Here is a 17965-nt window from a genome sequence, read left to right as displayed (position 1 = left end):
ATCTTATAAAAATAGGTGATTTAATAAGCCAAATTCGCAAAATTTATTAATTTCAGGAGAGAGTCAATTTTGACATAAATATCGTCGGTTCTTGCATCCTTATAAAGTCGCTTAAGGGGACGAATCTGGGGTCGGGTAGCGTAGTATTTTTCCAGACTTTCTCCAATTAAATAATAATAGTCTAAATTGATATGATTGCTTAAAATCCAATAACAGTTTTCGACATAGCGGGGCGCAAAGATTTCAATCAGTTTCGTCCCGGGTTGACAAAATACGGCATTACTGAGTCCGGCACCATGAGGGGCAACTATCGCTTTTGCCGCTGCCATAATTGCAATCTGCTCAGATACGGAGAAAGATTCTAATATAACCATTTTAAATCCAAATTTCCCCAAACAGTCTAATATTTCCTCTTCATTTACAAATCGCCGAAACTGTGAGCGTTGACGGCTAATATATATCCGTTCATATCCCTTCAATGGGTTGGGTCCCGCTAGAGGCATCAATTCTTGACGCAGAAATTTACAAACCCAGGGAGGTACTCCCTGAATATAATTGCCAAACCATTTCGGTATGCTGCTAGGAACGGATGGGACGATTAATTGAGAAGCTTGAATATGGGGATATTCTACACTGGTGATGATTTTTTCTTGAGGTATCCCCAACACTTTCAAAGTTTCTCTTTGAAACGCGCGGGTGTAATTATTGACCACAAATTTATCAATAGCATCCCAGTCAATACCCTGAAATTGAAGTGACTTAAATCGGGGCAAAATGTCCATCATCCAATGGTAATAAGTATCACCCCCTATAGTCGATAAAAATGCTATAGTTCCATCAAATTTTTTAATTGTAGGGAGCTTATTGACTTGCGTAAAATGAGCAACATTCCCTGTAGAAAGTTCCGCCAGGAGTTGATTTTGTTCGGTCAAAATAGCGGTGGTAATTAAATCTCCCCAAGCCCGCCCATTGGGCAGAATTGCCAGATACCTTTCTGGAAACTCTCCCCACCTTTCTTGGAGATTAGGAGGGACTTGAGGGAAGTTACCTGAAGAATTTTTGGGAGCTCGCAGATACACGGATTGACCGAAGTTAATTTTAATATAGGTTAAATCGGGTTTATTTGTATCCAAATCAACAGCAATATTTGCTATTGATAAGCAGACCGTTTTAGGAGGAGTATTGGGAAACGCGACTAACTGCTCAAGAGTGTCTTCTAAATGCTTTTGTCCTTTAAAAAATAGCAAAGATAAATCCGGTTGGAGTTGAAAGGCTTTGTGAAAAGCTGCGATCGCCTCACATAATTTTCCCTGGAGTTGCAAGGACATCCCTAAGTTTCCGTAGGCAGCGGCAAAATCGGGTTGCAGTTCACTTGCTTTTTGCAAGCAAGCGACGGCTTCTTCCAGTTGATTGCTTTGTTGAAAAACCTGTCCTAGCTTATGGTAAGCATTCGCATAATCAGGTTTGATTTCAATAGCCTTCTTTAAATAAAAAATAGATTCTTTAAATTTACCTTGCTCAAATAATAAAGCTCCTAAATTTCCAGAGAGTTCTGCTAAATCAGGCTTTAAAATAATTGCTTTTCTCAAACAGTTAACCGCCTCACTGACTTGATTGAGTTCGGCCAAGAGGTTAGCTAAATTTCCATAAGCCTCAGCTAAATTGGGTTTAATCTGAATTGCTGTGGTAAAACAATCAAATGCCCGTTTTCGGTCTTCCACCTCATGTAATAAAATTCCCAAAGTGCAATAAGCCTCGGCTGAGTTGGGTTGCAGAATAATTTGTTTCTCTAAACAGGCGATCGCTTTTTCTATCGCCCCAATTTTGATTAAACTATCTCCTAAATCTGCATAACATTCGCCTAACTGGATAGAACCCTTAGAGGTTTTTTCAAATAAATCTATTCCCGATTGGTAAGCGCGGATTGCCGCCTCCAGTTTTCCTGATAATTGCAATATATTACCCAGGAGTTTGTAACTCGGAGCAAAATCAGGCTGGACCTGAATCAATTGATAACAAATACTCCGGGCAGCCTCGAATTTTCCCTGTCGGTAATATGCCTCTGCTTCCTGAATTAAGGATTCAACTCGCTTATCCATTTTTTTGTGCTGAATTGGGGTAATTCATAGTCAGAACTGCAAGTTCACTCTAATTGCTGCCTTTAAATAAATCCCGCCAACTTCATCAGTTGAAAGAGCGAGTCTATATTAACATAAATATGTTCAGCCCGGGGTGGGCAGTTGAGGGGTTTATAAGAGGGGTCTGGATGTTTTAAATAGTACCCTTCTACTTCTTCCCCAATCAGATAATAATAGTCTATCCCGACTTGATTGCTAATAATCCAATAACAATCGGGTACATATCTTGGAGAAAAAATTTCAATCAACTGCGTCCCAGGTTGACAAAAAATAGTATTCGTTAATCCGGCCCCATGAGGAGCCACAATCATTTTTGCCCCTGCTAATAAGGTAATTTGCTCTTGAACAGAGAGAGATTCTAAAATAACCGTTTTAAATCCATAGGATTCTAATAAGGTACTGACTTCATGTTCATTCACAAAACGGCGAATTCTTGTACCTCTTCGGCTAATATAAATTTTATCAATAGGGTCTGACTGCTGAGAATCGGCAAGGGGGAGAAATTTCTGCTGCAAAAATTTACAGACCCATTGAGGCGGACCTTCAATAAAAGAACCTAACCATTTTTCTGTACTACTGGTGGCGGAAGGAACAATCAACTGACGGGCTTGTAAGTGAGGGTATTCCACGCTGGTTATGAGTTTATGTTCGGGAATACCCAGGAATTGGATGACTTCTTTATGAAATCCTTGATTATAATCATTGATGACAAATTTATCAATGCTATCTAAATCAATTCCAGCCTGATTTAAAAGTTCAAATCGAGGCAGAATATCCACCCACCAATGATAATATGTAGCGCCTCCTAGGGTGGACAAAAATGCCACTGTTTCATCAAAGTAATGAATCTGAGGCAATTTATTTAACGAAAATAGGAAAGGAACATTTCCGTTAGAAATATCGGCTAATAAGTGATTATCTTCCGTCCAAATGGCACTGGTGTACAAATCACCCCAAGCCCGTCCATGAGAAACTGTCACTAAATAGTTAGAGGGAGATTGTCCAGAAGTTTCTGAAAAATAGGTGGGATTGGAATCATCTAGGTCCGAAATGGTTTTCCCGGCAAAAAGATGTACGGAGGTGGAGGGACTGATGTCTCGAATCGTAATTTCCGAACTGTTCAAGTTGCCTTGAAAGGGAGTGGATAAATCCCGAGTCCATCGACAAACTTTTTTAGGCTGGGTGACAGGAAGATCCAGCAATAAATGGTTAGGGAGAGTTTCCAAACTAGGTTGACCTCGGAAGTAGAGCTTCCCAAAAGTTGCATCATATTTTATCGCGTTTTGGAAACAGGAGATGGACTCTTCCAGTGACCCTTCCCGGTGTAAAATATTGCCTAAATTGCCATAGGCCATTGCTAAATCCGGTTCCAAGGCGATCGCATGACGCAAAGAGGCTTTGGCTTCATCAAGTTTGCCTTGTTGTTCCAGAACGTAGCCTAAATTGCCGTGGGCGAGGGCAAAATTGGGCTGAATTTTAATACAGTCTCGCAAACAAGCAGCGGCAGATTCTAGCTTGCCTTGTTGCTGTAAAGTGGTTCCCCAGTTGCGGTAGCCTTCGGCAAAATTTGGGTTAATTTCAATAGCTTTTTTAAAACAGTCGATCGCTTCTTCTTCGCGCTTGACCTTTCTTAAAATTATTCCTAAATTATTGTAAGCCTCAATCCAATCCGGTTGCAGTTTTAGGGTAGATTGAAAGCAATCAATCGCTGATTCAAGTTCATTTTTTTGTTGCAGCAGATAGCCCAGTTTAAAGTGAGCAGCAGCGAGATGCGGTTGCAGGGTTATCGCTTTCTGAAAACAGGCGATCGCCTCTTCTATCTTCCCCTGAGATTCCAGAAATATGCCTAAATTTAAGTAGGCGGGACCCCAGTCAGGGTAGGTCTCAATAAACTGCTGATAAAATGCCGTGGTTTCCTCAAGGGATGCGCGTTTACTTAACTCTAATCCCACTTGATTGTGTAGGTCCGGGGGAAACTGACTCGGATTGAGATTTAAAGCGGTTTTCTGATACTCTATCCCATCATCGACTCGTCCTTGGTCCTTAACAACTTTACCTAAATTCCAATAAACACCGGCCCAATTTGGCTGAATTGTTAAGGCTTTTTGATAACAAAGAACTGCTGAGTCTAACTCACCGATTTGATAAAAAATTGTCCCCTGATTGGCATGAACTTCGGCAAATTCTGGATTGAGAACCAATGCGCGATGGTACGCCCGCATTGCTGCCTCTAGTTTACCTTGAGCTTGCAAACTATTACCCAAAGTTTTATAAATTGGAGCAAAATTTGGCTGAATTTGAATCAGTTTATGGCAGAGGGCCACTGCCTCGGTCCACTTACCCTCCTGATAATAGCGTTCAGCTTGTTGATTGGTTGCAGTCGCCTCATCGATATGCATCACGGTTCCACTTTTCTCGCTTGTCTGGTTATCCCTATACAGTGATGACCCACGGAAACAGTTAAAAGTACGGGGGTATTATATCATGACTGTCGGCCCAATGGGAAAGGGGTGCAGTAAAAACTACACCCCTTGGGATTAATTAAGCGTGATGAATTCAAGGAAACCGCAAAACTGGGATGCTTTAGGTTAAAACCAACTCATGAAACTCCGGTTCAATCCGGTTTAATCCGGGGAATTATTTAGAGATAATTCTAGCCAAAGGCGGGATTTTGTTGTTTTTCCAGATATTGAATTAAGGCATGAGCAAGGTCTGCCCTAGTCATGGGTTCTAAGGGACGAATTGCTTGATGGCGATCGGTATTGACAAACCCTTCTTGTAACGCTGTGGCCATTGCTTGCTGGGCCCAATCAGGGATATCGACGGCATCAGGATACTCTTTTAACAGGTCGGTAACGGCATCTTCTGATAGCTGAAATACCCCATAAGCTTGGGCAAAAATTGCCAATCCTTCGGCGCGAGTTACGGGGCGATCTGGGAAGAAGCGGCCTTGACTATCGACGGTCATTGTGCCAGTTTTTAATGCGGTTTGAATGGCGGCATAATCCGGGCGATCGCTGGTCATATCTTGAACGGAAATTTTGGGGTTTTCCGCTGTATTGCGTTGGTCTAATTTAAAGGCTTTTCCCAGAACTTGGGCCAGTTCTGACCGAGTAACCGATGGGGTGAAATCAAACGTCCCACTCTCGGCAGGATTAGACATCCACCCCATAGATAAAACTCGTTCTATCGGGGTTGGGTTCGGTTGAGTTTGAGGCATTTTTGTCCCTGGTTATCGTCTAGGTTAGTCTGTTTTTTGACTTTCCCTTATTACGAGAAGATGACTGAAAAATCAGGAAATTTCCTCCGATATCCAGGGAACCCTGATAATTTTATCGGGCTGAAATTAAATGCAGTTCAGAACTTTAGTCCCTCAAACCCCTTGTTAAATATCCAGGATAACCATTGCTATCCATCCCTCTGGGGTGGATTCAAGTTTAAATTGATGTAAGGTGACTGCTTTGACATCAACTCGTTGTTCATGGCGATCCGGGTCGAGGGTTTCTCCTTTGGCGATCGCCTCTAATTGATACAGTCCATTCTTCTGGGCGATCGTCACCTGTTGTCCCAGCAACAACAACTGTTCACTGTCTTTATAATACAGGAATTCCTGTAAATAATTAAACAGCAACATATCCAATTCATCGTTCTCTAAGGTAAACTGACGCTGTTCGGTTAGGGCAATACTTTCTAACTCAAAAATCATCGCATTAACCGTGGCATTCCCTGCGGCAATAAATACCGCTTCTAAATCTTTCCCTTGGGCAACAAAGGCGATATCTGCTGTTGCCACCTCTTCTAAAAATTCATAAGGCATGGGCTATTCCTCACAAGATTGCAATCGCTGGATGATGTCAGATTGGAGAGTCTGTACTTGTTTTCCAATAAACACTAACTCGGTTTTTGCCCATTCAAAAGGTTCCAATTCCCAGCGTCCAGCGACGAAATTAAATAGATAATTACCCTCAGCAAAGCGGATAAATCCTTTGGCGCGATAGACCTCGGATTCTAAGTTATCTGCGAAGGATTCAAACCGGGAACGATGGAAGAGATGGTCTGAGGTATAGCTAAAGGAATCAAATTCCGGTTGATGAACGTGATGGGGTGGTTTTTGAATGCGATCGCGATTTAATCCAAACAGCAACTCCGGGTCCACTAGACAGCGTTCGGTTTTGACAATTGGGGCGATACTATTAATCTCCGTTAGCTTCTTCTCAATTGCCCTTAATTCTTCCTCATTGACCAAATCCACCTTATTTAACAGGATGAAATCCGCCCCTTCAATTTGCAGTCGGCTGGTATGCCCAATATTGGGATATTTGACTAATCCATCGGCATCAATGGTGGTAATTACTCCATCCAAAATTACTTGAGGTAAAGTCTCTTGAATGTCAAACACTAAAGCATCGGGTTCAGCAACCCCAGTGGTTTCCACCACAATTACCTCCGGGTGAATCGTTTCGAGAATTTCTTCAACTGCCGCCTCAAATTCCCCCGCCAGGGAACAGCACACGCAACCCCCGCCTAATTCAGCAATTTGAATATTTTTCCCCTCAATAACTTTGCTATCAATGGCAATTTCGCCAAATTCATTCATTAAAATGGCAATTTTGCGGGGAACTGTCTCCAAAATATAGCGCAGTAAGGTGGTTTTTCCGCTGCCTAATGGTCCCGTAATCACCGTAATCGGCGTCCGTGTTTTCATGGTGATTACCCCTTGACATTTCCAATCGGAACTAAGCGAACTACGCGCTTACTTAATCCAGCTAATTCCGTAGCTTTGACCACCGCATCCACATCTTTATAAGCGCCCCCTGCTTCCTCAGCTAAACCCCGCCAGGAGGTGGTTCTAATGTAAATTCCTTGCTTCTGCATATCTTTTTGTAATTGTTCCCCATTCCACTGTTTTCGCGCCTTGGTTCGACTCATGGTTCGTCCGCTACCGTGGGCGGTACTAAAGAAACTTTGAGCACCTGTGGATACCCCCGCTAACAGATAAGATCCAGTTTCCATACTGCCGCCTAAAATCACCGGCTGACCATAAGGTTTATAGCGGTCTGGAATGCCTTCCATTCCTGGACCAAAGGCGCGAGTAGACCCTTTGCGATGGACCAGTAGCGATCGCATTTTGCCATCTACAATATGGTCTTCTAACTTGGCCGTATTATGAGACACATCGTAAACTTGATGCATTCCTAATGCTTCAGCGGACTTTCCAAAGACATCAGAAAACACCTCACGAATCCGGTGCAAAATTACCTGGCGGTTGGCAAAGGACATATTTAATCCACATTTCATGGCTGCAAAATAATCCTGTCCTTCGGGAGAATTAAATGGCGCACAAGCCAATTCTCGGTCTAAAATGTTAATCCCATATTTGGATTCCATGACTTTCAGAAAAACTTGCAGATAGTCCGTCGCCACCTGATGTCCAAATCCGCGACTACCACAGTGGAACATCACCACCACTTGATTAGGAATGGTAATCCCAAAGGCTTCGGCTAATTCTGGGTCCACAATATTTTCAGGACGGGCGACTTGAATTTCTAAATAGTGGTTACCCGACCCCAAAGTTCCGATTTGATTGCAACCGCGATCGATGGCTTTGTCGCTAATTTTAGAGGCATAAGCCCCGGCAATACAGCCATTTTCTTCGGTTAGTTCTAAATCCTCATCCCATCCATAACCCTGGTTAATGCACCACTTGGCCCCCTCTTCCACCACTTGGCGAAATTCATTGCGGGAGACTTTTACAAAGCCTTTACTTCCTACTCCTGCGGGAACTCGTTCATACAGCTTATCGATTAATTTTTTAATCTTAGGTTTGACCTCTTTTTCCGTGAGATTGGTCACGACTAAACGCATTCCACAGTTAATATCAAAACCAATACCTCCCGGAGAAATGACTCCCCCTTCGGCAATATCCATTGCGGCAACACCGCCAATGGGAAATCCATAGCCAAAGTGACCATCAGGCATACATAAAGCACTTTGGGTAATTCCCGGCAGGGTTGCCACATTGCTGATTTGGTCCGCAACCGCTTCGTCCATATCGCGGATTAGCTGTTCTGTGGCATAAATTCGCGCGGGAACGCGCATTCCGGGTTTGTAGGAGGTGGGAATTTCCCAAAGATAATCAGAAATTCGTTCTATGGGTTTCATAAAATTATTTTGAGGATAAAATTTGGAAAAGCAACAGGCAGGCAGAACACTCAGGGATGGATTGCCAACCCTAAGTTATCTGCCTCTATTCTGTCTATCCTAACCTTTGCCTTAGTCTTTTGCCTACTCCGGTGATATGGTCAAGGAAAATCATTTCCAAAACGGGCACCGTGGGGTGTAGATTTTAGTCCAAGAACCGCAAGAGGATACGGGATTGTTCTGGTTTATTTGCGTTTTTTCTTCTTTTTATTTCCCGATTTTTGCTGAGTTTTAGCGGACCCAAACCCAGAGGTGATTTGGGTTGGAGAACGTTTTTTGGAATGTTTCTCAAACAAGGCGGCAATCCCAGCGGGGTCTTTCAGTTTCTTCTTGGGTTCTTTTAATCCTAATCCGACCTGGACGAGTTCCCAATTGTCGCACCAATCTTTATTAATGCGATCGCCTACAAATGCTGCCTCAATCTCCGAAGCTGCCTCTACGGCTTTTAATTCGACTAAACTGTAAACAATAAAACTGTTTAAAATTTGGGACTCTGGATCGGAATAGGCCAACCTTTCCGTTAAAATGCTCACACACTGGTCCCGGAATTCGGGATGCTGAGTCGCCATCACTTCCAGAGAATCGACCACCGAGGATCGGGGGGAGGCGTCATAATCAGGATTGGCTAAATAATCTCTCAAAGCTGGAATTGCGGCTGGGCCAATTTGAGCCAAAACATGAGGCAATTCGTCTATGAACCAATCGTTATCGTATAATAGGGGAATTAAGGAGAGTAAGGGTTGAATCGCCGCTTCATTACCGAGTTCTCCTAGCGATCGCCAAGCATGAATCGGTGCCCAAACTTCCAAACTCTCGGCATCTGCATCGTGTAATTCCTCATCGCCTACCATGCGAATTAATTCAGGAATGTGTTCTGATGTGAATCCAAATTTTTCGATATAATCGGTACTTTGTTTGAAGTCATACTTGTAAACTGCCCCATAATTCAACAGTTGGCTAACCGGCGCGGTGTAATTGGCTGAACTCATCATTGATTCTTCCTTTAACAATTAGTTGGCTGGTTTCTATCTTGGCATAAAAAAACAATTTAAGCGCTTTATTCTTCATAAAATAGAAAAAACTTTAAATTTTTCCCCGCCGCATTTCCTCTCGCCGTTTGCGAATTTCAAAGCTGATGATTGAGACATCCAACCAAGCCAAACCCGTGGCATATCCAGCTAAAACATCCGTCGGCCAATGCAATCCCACATACATTCGACTCCAGGCGATCCCCAACACCAGTAAAAAAGTTCCCAAATAAATCAACCCTCGCCATCGTGGAAAAGACCGGCCTAACAAATAACCACAAAACCCATAAATCACCACCCCATTCATCACATGACCACTGGGATAACTGGAGGTATTCAAGTGATCATGGATCATCGCCCATATCTGGGGTCGATCGCGATTGAAACCGGCTTTAATCAACAGACTTACTAGGGCCCCGCCTATAGCTGCCCACAACAATCCAAACAATTCAATCCCCTGTCTGCGGAGCCAAAATTTGACCGTTAATCCCACAGAGATACCTATCAATACCACAGGTCCACCTATATTAGAAAAGGTTGTCATCAGGATATCCAGAATGGGACTATGGGTTTTTTGAATAGCCAGCATGATCTTTAAATCCCAATCCTGAGTTTTTTGGTTTATGACCCCATCGGTAATATACAAAAATACTCCCATTGACAGCAAAAATATCAAAATACCCTTGATTAACATCAGGGAGTGAAGGGATAACAATGATTGAGAATTAAATTGCTGCTGCCAAAACCGAACCAACTGCGCTGCTTTTTGCCGAAACCTGAACATCGTCATCTTAAATCCACTAATCGAACTCAATCAAACCCGAGATGCTCCCTTCAGTTTAGGATGAAAAGACTCCGGTAGAAATTTGAGTTCTGAATGAATTGCGATCGCCCCCGATCCAGATGTGCTCACTCCAGTCTCAAAGGGTGCAGTTTTTGGATATGATGAATCATTTGCAAGCACTGGTTGAGAACATACTATGACCCAAAACTACCGCATAACTCTTCTTCCCGGCGACGGCATCGGCCCTGAAATTATGGCGATCGCGGTAGACGTCTTAAACCTGGTCGGACAGCAACTCGACTTGAGTTTTACCTTCACGGAAGCGGCGATCGGCGGATCCGCCATCGATGCCACCGGAGAACCCCTGCCCTCGGAAACCCTCAAACAATGCCAAGATAGTGATGCTGTCCTCCTCGCGGCGATCGGCGGCTACAAATGGGATAACCTCCCCCGCCACCAACGACCGGAAACCGGCTTACTGGGACTGCGTGCAGGTTTGAATCTCTTTGCCAACTTACGACCGGCGACCATCTTACCCCAACTGGTAGATGCCTCCAGTCTTAAGCGGGAAGTCGTCGAAGGCGTCGATATCATGGTCGTCCGGGAACTCACTGGCGGCATTTACTTCGGTCAACCGAAAGGCATTTTCGAGACGGAAACCGGAGAAAAACGCGGGGTCAATACAATGGCCTATACGGAATCAGAAATCGATCGCATTGGGCGTGTCGCCTTTGAAACAGCCCGAAAACGCCAGGGTAAATTATGTTCGGTTGATAAGGCAAATGTCCTGGATGTCTCCCAACTTTGGCGCGATCGCATCACTCAACTCGCCGCAGAATACAGCGATGTGGAACTCTCTCACCTGTATGTCGATAACGCCGCCATGCAATTAGTCCGGTGGCCCAAACAATTCGATACCATTGTTACCGGCAACCTGTTTGGAGATATTCTCTCCGATGCTGCTGCCATGCTAACAGGCAGTATTGGAATGCTGCCTTCTGCGAGTTTAGGGTCGTCGGGTCCCGGTTTATTTGAACCCGTCCACGGTTCAGCGCCCGATATTGCCGGACAGGATAAAGCCAACCCGATCGCCCAAGTTCTAAGTGCAGCCATGATGTTGCGCTATGGGTTAGATCAACCGGAAGCATCAACCAAAATTGAGCAAGCGGTTCTCCAAGTCCTCGATGCCGGATATCGCACGGGAGATATCATGTCTGAAGGCATGAAACTGGTGGGATGTCGCCAAATGGGTGATGCATTACTTCAAGCCTTAGCTGGATAAACCCGTCACAGCCGACTGTAAATAGATAGATTGAAGTTTCTTGTAGGGGCGCAATGCGCAGGCCCCTACAAATACACCTTGACAGGGCTAGGATTTAAAAAACCAAATTTCAGAACATTCAGGGATACTCAACGAAGGAATCATGTGGGATCACATTGCGAAACAGATTACTGAGGTAACTGGAGAGAAATTTGCCCTGGGCGATCGCCGTTCTGTGGGCGGGGGTTGCATCAATCAAGGGTATCGCGTCACCGGCGGCAGTCGCACCTATTTTGTCAAGCTGAATCGCGCCGTGGATTTGCCGATGTTTGAGGCGGAGGCGTTGGGATTGCAGGAAATGTGGGACACCCAGACCATTCGGGTCCCCCAACCGATTTGTACCGGCATTGCCAATGATTCAGCCTATATTGTTTTAGAGTGGCTGGAGTTGGCTTCTCGTGCTGATACTGAAGTCTCCCGAGAAATGGGGCGGAAATTAGCGGCTTTACATCAACATTCCGGTTGCGGTAAATTTGGCTGGAGTCGAAATAATACCATTGGTTCCACCCCGCAGATTAATACTTGGACCGGAGATTGGACCGAGTTTTGGGTGGAACATCGCATCGGGTTTCAACTGCAACTGGCGCGGCGAAAAGGGGGGCAGTTTCCCGAGGGCGATCGCCTCCTGGATGCAATTCCTAAATTATTAGCTAATCATACCCCCGAACCCTCCCTCGTCCACGGCGATTTATGGGGTGGCAATGCCGGAGTGACTCAAGGGGGGGAACCCACTATTTATGACCCTGCTACTTATTATGGCGATCGGGAAGTTGATATTGCCATGACCGAATTGTTTGGGGGATTTTCTTCGGCTTTCTATCAAGGATACAACGAAGTTTGGCCGTTGCCTGGGGGATATGAACAGCGCAAAACCCTTTATAACCTTTATCACATCCTCAATCATTTTAATTTATTTGGGGGCGGGTATGGGTCCCAAGCGAATCGGGCGATCGCCACCCTATTACATTAACTTATCCCCCAAATCAGAAGCCCAGACCTTTAAGAGTCTGGGCTTCTTTTATCAGCTAACTGACAGTTATTAAAAAACAATCGAGGGCTTTAGGCATCGGCAGTCAGTTAGCGGTTTTTAAAACTTTATTGAAAGCAGTCAAAAAAAGGTAATAACCGTTGCTGGTTTTCAAGATAAGCAACCAATGTGAATATCTGATGAAGATTTTCCTGACTTTGAAAAAATTTTTTTGAGGGGGTTCTGGGTTCCATCGGGGAGTCGCTGCCTCTGGCGGCAATCCCCTAGACCGAAAGGGTTCCATCCCAAAAGGGACTCAGATTTAGGGTCCCCTACCTGGATGCCCCTCCAAAATAATAGACCCAGACCCGCAGGGATCTGGGAGAATGTTATAGACCGGCTGACGGTTATTCAATACAATAAGAAGAAGGGTCCGGGACAAAATGTCAGCCAGTGGAGTTTAAATGAGCTTTGAAATCAGTTAAAAAGAAGTTAAAACCTTTATTAATTATCACTATATTCAAGGAATGTGAATATCTTATGAAGATGGGAGAAATTTTCTAAAAATTTTTTGAGGGGTATGACCCCCGAAAGGGGGGGTTCTGATTTCTGCCCGTTCTGCCTCCGATGGCACCCAGGGACCAAAATTAGCTCCAAAAATATAACCAGACCCTCGTGGGTCTGGTTATTGGTTATTTTTATAAACTGGCTTAGCCCTTTAACAAGAAACGTTTGTCAAAGGTATCTCTACAGCCAGCGGTTTTTAAAGGGGCTTTGAAAGAAGTTACGAACAGGTTTAGAACCTTAGCTGATTATCAAGATAATCCAGGGGTGTGAAAATCTTGTGAAGATTTGCAAAATTTTCCAAATTTTTTTACAGGGATTTTGGGGTCCCCATTTTCGGGGCTAGATCCAAACCGAGTCTCCCTCCTGCATCATCTGGAGTCCGGGAATTATCCGCTTCCCCCCCACTTCCTCTGTGGGTTCCGGTGACCGAGAGCCTGCTTGGATTGTAACAGTATCAACCCCTGATTTGAGCTAAAATGATTTCCCGGATCTCAGCCGAAGTTGGAGAAGGGCGATCGCTTACGCTTAATGGACCCGGAAACTTCAACGGAGCAAAAAACCGTCCCAGGCAGACAAGCAAGGAGCGCTCCGGAACTGGCTAAACTGTTCAAGAGGATTGCCTTCCTGTAATGACTCGCCCCCATAACAAATTAGCTATATGAAAAGACGCGCGTTTGTGACTTTGAGACTGTTATCCCTGGCGATCGCATTCCCAGCAGTAACTCAAACCCTGTGGATTCCTCCGGCGATCGCCCAGGGGGCCGTCAACGCCCGAGGATCCCAGTCCCAGCCGTTCCCCTCCTTTAACAGTCAGCGACTCGACGAACAACTGATCCGCTATCAGCAGCAGTTGAACCAATCCGGACCTCCAGATATCTTAATCGTCGGCAGTTCCCGCGCCTTACAAGGCGTAGACCCCCTCGCCTTAGAACTCGCCTTAGCCCATTATGGACATCCGGGACTGAGAATTTATAACTTTAGCATCAATGGGGCCACGGCCCAAGTCATTGAGCTCCTATTACGGAGAATTTTGACTCCGGATCAACTCCCCAAACTAATTATTTGGGCTGATGGCGTAAGAGCTTTTAACAATGGTCGTCCCGATCGCACCTATCAAGCGATTCTCGAATCCGAAGGGTTTCGCCGCCTCTCCAGTGGCGTCCGCCCCCTGCAAACCCAAGGGTCATCCACCCCCACCAGAACCGGACCGACTAGAAGACGGCAAAGTGCAGTCCCGGGGGCCTTCCCTAAAATAGACCCGCCCCCCCCACTCACCACCCATGATGACCCCCGAGAAGCCCTTGCCACCACCTATCAAGCGATGAATGTCTGGTTTAGTCAGGTCCGAGAAGAAATTGCCGCCACCTACAATGAGGAGGCACAACAGGCGATGTGGATGCGACGGGGGGACCCGGGAGAGAGGCGCAACAACCCCAGACCCAGCGCACCCACCCCCGGCACTGGGAGACCCCCCCTACCGACAATGGAAGCCCTGACTGCCCAACAGACCCCCAACCAAATGCAACCCAGGGGGTTCGTTCCCGTGAGCGATCGCTATAATCCCGAGACTTACTATCAGAAACATCCGCGAGTATCGGGACAATATGATGGAGATTATGCCGCATTTAGCTTGCAGGGAGCACAGACCCGCGCATTAGAGGCGATCGCGCAATTTACCAACAGCCAACAAATCCCCCTCGTTGTCGTTAATCTCCCCTTAAATAGCGATTACCTCGACGCTGTGAGAAGTTCTTCAGAACAACAATTCCGGACTCAAATGCAACGGATGGCGACTCAACGAGGCTTTATCTTCCGAGACCTCGGACAACTCTGGCCCACCCAAGATAATTACTTTGCAGACCCCAGTCACCTCAACCGCTACGGCGCTTTTTCCGTCGCCGTCGAACTCGCCGCCGACCCCACCATTCCCTGGGGGAGAGCGAGGCGATAGAGCGATCGGGCATCGAGGCGATAGAGCGATCGGGCCTTAACTACTATCGAGGCGACAACAAGACGTTGAGCGATCGCTCTGGCCAGATCGAGTCCGGTGGAAATATGACCCCGCAAAAGCCCATTTCGATACTTTACAAATGTGGTAAACTTTTTCCAATTATGGTAAACTATATTTGTAAAAACCAATGGAAATTAGCTTTAGAGATAACAAATTAAAAGAGCTATGCCAGCAGGAAAAGGTCGCCAAGCGCAAATTAGGAAATAACATGGCACGGAAGCTAAAAGCGCGTTTGGAGGATTTAATAGCAGTCAGTAATGTGACAGCGCTTCAGGCGGGTCGTCCCCATCCTTTAGAAGGCGATCGGGCTGGACAATTTGCGCTTGATCTAGTCCATCCACAGCGTTTAGTATTTGAACCAGCCCATGAAACCGTGCCTCGACTAGAGAATGGTGGCATCGACTGGAGTCAAGTCACTCAGGTTTGTATTGTTTGGATAGGGGATTACCATGACTGAGGATCTACAAACTTTTTGCCCAGACTGGATTTCACCACCGGGTGACACGATCGCAGACATCCTTGAGGAACGGGAGTGGACCCAGACGGATTTAGCAAAACGTCTCGGATACACGACGAAGCATATTAGCTTATTAATTAACGGTAAAGCGCCAATTACTGAGCAAACAGCACTTAAATTAGAAACTGTCCTCGGCAGTAGTGCCAGGTTTTGGTTGACTCGGGAAGCCCAGTATCGTGCCAAATTAGTACCCCAGGACGCTGCCGAAGATTTGAGAAACTGGGTGTCCTGGTTGGATGAGTTGCCGGTTGAGGAATTAATGGCTCAAGGAATCATTCCAAAACAGGATAGCGATGCCAAAAACCAGCCGAATCTTGTTCAAGAAATGCTCCGTTTTTTTAGGGTAGCTTCACCCCAAGAATGGCGAAACTACTATGGGATTAAAGAGGCGGCTTTTCGTCCGATTCAAGCCCAGCCCCGTGATGTGGGAGCAATTTTGGCATGGTTACGCTTAGGCGAAATTGAAGCCGAAAAATTCAATACTCAGAAGTACAACTCAGGGAAATTTGAAACATCGCTTCGAGCCATTCGGGAACTCACTGTCCTGTCTCCAGCAGAATTTTTACCTCAGATGCAGCAGTTGTGTCAGAATGCCGGAGTGGTATTCTTTCTTGTTCCTAAATTGTCCCGATCGCAGACGAGTGGAGCAGCGCGCTGGCTGAATTCTCATAAGGCATTGATTCAGCTTTCTCTCGATGGGAAACAGAGCGATCGCTTTTGGTTTAGCTTTTTTCATGAAGCGGCCCACATTCTCCTACATGGAAAAAAGGAGATTTTTTTGGATAACTGGGATGAAGAAAACCGCCTTTTATCAAAACAGGAAACTGAATCTGATGAATGGGCAAGAAAATTTTTAATTCCGCCAGAGTTTGAGGTAGAATTAACCCAATTGCGCTCTAAGGAGCAGATTATTATTTTGGCTAAAAATCTGGGCATTCATCCGGGAATTGTCGTAGGTCGCTTACAGGATGAGGGTAAAATCCCCATCAATTGGATGAATGATTTAAAGGACTCTTTTCATTCGAGGGAGATGGGAGTTAAAAACAATACCCTCCCCGAAAGGATTTTAATTTAACAGGACATGGCCATGATCATCAAGGAGGCGATCGCCTGCTATTTGGCCAGGGGAATCAGAGGCGATCTCTAACCCCTGCACCGGGTCAATGATTCCGCTGTTAATGATGAACGCAATTAACCACCATCTCGAACTGCCATTCGCCCAAATTGAAGAGTTTTGCCAACGCTGGCACATCACAGAATTTGCCCTATTTGGCTCGGTTTTACGCGATGATTTTCGCCCTGATAGTGACATTGATGTGCTGGTCACGTTTGACCCGCAATTTCAGCGGGGTTTATCCGAAACGATTCAAATGCGTCAGGAGTTAGAAACCCTTTTTGGTCGGGAAGTTGACTTAATTGTAAAAACTGCGATCGCCAAAAGCGAAAACTGGCTACGCCGTCAACAGATACTGGAATCTGCACAGGTTATCTATGCCTCGCGAGATAGAATCCCTGATTGATATTGAAAATTTTGAAGAAAAAAAACCACCAGGTTGCTTAGAATAAAAATACCCCTTACTCCCCTTAACCCATGCAAGCGTTTGAATTTAAAACCATTCTCCAAAACGGAATCATTAGCCTTCCGTCGGAATACTCCCAGCAGTGGGAAGGTAAAATCATCCGCGTCATCGTTTTAGAAGACATCGAAAGCACTTCGCCACAACTTGAAACAAATCCCCTCAAAGGAAGCGTGCTGTTTGAAGATGACCTCATTTCTCCTATTGATGAACTTTGGGAAGCAACCCAATGATTATTCTCAATATTTTTTCATCTAAAAATTATGATCCGTGACCAAAACCCCCCAAAAATCCCTTATCTTGAGTTTCTGAATGCTGAACTTAAACCAATTTCCTCTTCCAGCGTTCAACCATTGGTGATTGACCTATTTGCCGGTTGTGGGGGATTTGCATTAGGATTTGAAGCCGTCGGATTTAGAACCATTGGATATGAAATGGACTCCGATGCTTGTATGACTTATCGGAAAAATCTCAATTCTGTTTGTCACAGGGTTCTGTTAACCCCTGAGAGTGAATTAGTTGAAGGCGCATCGGTCATTATTGGGGGTCCTCCTTGTCAACCTTTTAGTGTCGGTGGAAATCAGCAGGGTGTTAAAGACAGTCGAGATGGATTTCCGATTTTTATCAATGCAGTAGAACGCCATCAACCGGCGATCGCCATTTTTGAAAATGTGCCAGGAATGCGATTTCGCAACAAAGCCTATTTTGAACAAATTATCAGCAGCTTAAAAGCCTTAGATTACCAAGTTGAATGGGAAATTCTGACTGCCAGTGATTACTTACGGTTCGCTCATTTTTAAAAAAGTAAAAAAGATGGCAATTAAATTGGATTTTGATGACAAAAAAACAAAAGA

General features: G+C 45.1%; 16 protein-coding genes. 8 read left to right on the top strand and 8 right to left on the bottom strand.

Annotation, left to right across the window (positions count from 1 at the left end; genetic code table 11):
- Positions 1 to 20: 20 nt before the first annotated feature.
- The 8 genes from NG795_RS20470 to NG795_RS20435 form a co-directional block, all read right to left on the bottom strand.
- Positions 21 to 2099 carry a tetratricopeptide repeat protein gene (locus tag NG795_RS20470; RefSeq protein WP_367290497.1) on the bottom strand — a complete coding sequence of 693 codons (2079 nt, stop codon included), beginning with the start codon at positions 2097 to 2099 and terminating at the stop codon, positions 21 to 23.
- A gap of 62 nt (positions 2100 to 2161) precedes the next feature.
- Complete coding sequence (locus NG795_RS20465; protein ID WP_367290571.1) at positions 2162 to 4537, bottom strand: tetratricopeptide repeat protein; 2376 nt, start codon at positions 4535 to 4537, stop codon at positions 2162 to 2164.
- A 254-nt stretch (positions 4538 to 4791) separates the two neighbouring features.
- Positions 4792 to 5358, bottom strand: coding sequence for an S-layer homology domain-containing protein (locus tag NG795_RS20460; RefSeq protein ID WP_367290496.1), 567 nt, complete (start codon positions 5356 to 5358; stop codon positions 4792 to 4794).
- Positions 5359 to 5523: 165 nt separating this feature from the next.
- Positions 5524 to 5955: an archease gene (locus NG795_RS20455; RefSeq protein ID WP_367290495.1), complete on the bottom strand. Its 432-nt coding sequence runs from the start codon at positions 5953 to 5955 to the stop codon at positions 5524 to 5526.
- Between the two features lie 3 nt (positions 5956 to 5958).
- Positions 5959 to 6843 (bottom strand): CobW family GTP-binding protein, encoded by an 885-nt coding sequence (locus NG795_RS20450; RefSeq protein ID WP_367290494.1) that lies wholly within the window; start codon positions 6841 to 6843, stop codon positions 5959 to 5961.
- Positions 6844 to 6848: 5 nt separating this feature from the next.
- Positions 6849 to 8300 (bottom strand): RtcB family protein, encoded by a 1452-nt coding sequence (locus NG795_RS20445; protein WP_367290493.1) that lies wholly within the window; start codon positions 8298 to 8300, stop codon positions 6849 to 6851.
- A 224-nt stretch (positions 8301 to 8524) separates the two neighbouring features.
- Positions 8525 to 9331, bottom strand: coding sequence for a HEAT repeat domain-containing protein (locus tag NG795_RS20440; protein WP_367290492.1), 807 nt, complete (start codon positions 9329 to 9331; stop codon positions 8525 to 8527).
- 91 nt (positions 9332 to 9422) lie between these two features.
- Positions 9423 to 10157, bottom strand: coding sequence for a phosphatase PAP2 family protein (locus NG795_RS20435; RefSeq protein WP_367290491.1), 735 nt, complete (start codon positions 10155 to 10157; stop codon positions 9423 to 9425).
- Between the two features lie 190 nt (positions 10158 to 10347).
- On the opposite strand from NG795_RS20435, the gene leuB reads away from it, so the two are divergent.
- The 8 genes from leuB to NG795_RS20395 all read left to right on the top strand — a co-directional run bounded on the left by leuB (position 10348) and on the right by NG795_RS20395 (position 17911).
- Positions 10348 to 11433, top strand: a complete 1086-nt coding sequence (gene leuB / locus NG795_RS20430) for a 3-isopropylmalate dehydrogenase (protein ID WP_367290490.1) — start codon at positions 10348 to 10350, stop codon at positions 11431 to 11433.
- A gap of 142 nt (positions 11434 to 11575) precedes the next feature.
- Entirely contained in the window at positions 11576 to 12442 is an 867-nt protein-coding gene (locus NG795_RS20425) for a fructosamine kinase family protein (protein WP_367290489.1), read from the top strand.
- A gap of 1222 nt (positions 12443 to 13664) precedes the next feature.
- Positions 13665 to 14957, top strand: coding sequence for a hypothetical protein (locus NG795_RS20420; protein WP_367290488.1), 1293 nt, complete (start codon positions 13665 to 13667; stop codon positions 14955 to 14957).
- Positions 14958 to 15225: 268 nt separating this feature from the next.
- Entirely contained in the window at positions 15226 to 15474 is a 249-nt protein-coding gene (locus tag NG795_RS20415; RefSeq protein ID WP_367290487.1) for a killer suppression protein HigA, read from the top strand.
- Positions 15467 to 16609, top strand: coding sequence for a helix-turn-helix domain-containing protein (locus NG795_RS20410; protein ID WP_367290486.1), 1143 nt, complete (start codon positions 15467 to 15469; stop codon positions 16607 to 16609). The genes NG795_RS20415 and NG795_RS20410 overlap by 8 nt, the downstream gene beginning before the upstream one ends.
- A 103-nt stretch (positions 16610 to 16712) precedes the next feature.
- Positions 16713 to 17054 carry a nucleotidyltransferase family protein gene (locus tag NG795_RS20405; RefSeq protein ID WP_367290485.1) on the top strand — a complete coding sequence of 114 codons (342 nt, stop codon included), beginning with the start codon at positions 16713 to 16715 and terminating at the stop codon, positions 17052 to 17054.
- A 71-nt stretch (positions 17055 to 17125) separates the two neighbouring features.
- Entirely contained in the window at positions 17126 to 17344 is a 219-nt protein-coding gene (locus tag NG795_RS20400) for a hypothetical protein (protein WP_367290484.1), read from the top strand.
- Positions 17345 to 17374: 30 nt separating this feature from the next.
- Positions 17375 to 17911: a DNA cytosine methyltransferase gene (locus tag NG795_RS20395; protein WP_367290483.1), complete on the top strand. Its 537-nt coding sequence runs from the start codon at positions 17375 to 17377 to the stop codon at positions 17909 to 17911.
- The last annotated feature ends 54 nt before the right edge of the window (positions 17912 to 17965 follow it).

Source organism: Laspinema palackyanum D2c (assembly GCF_025370875.1).
Lineage (GTDB): Bacteria > Cyanobacteriota > Cyanobacteriia > Cyanobacteriales > Laspinemataceae > Laspinema > Laspinema palackyanum.
The sequence above is the reverse complement of the archived record's forward strand: the minus strand, read 5'-3'. Positions and strand labels throughout refer to the sequence as shown.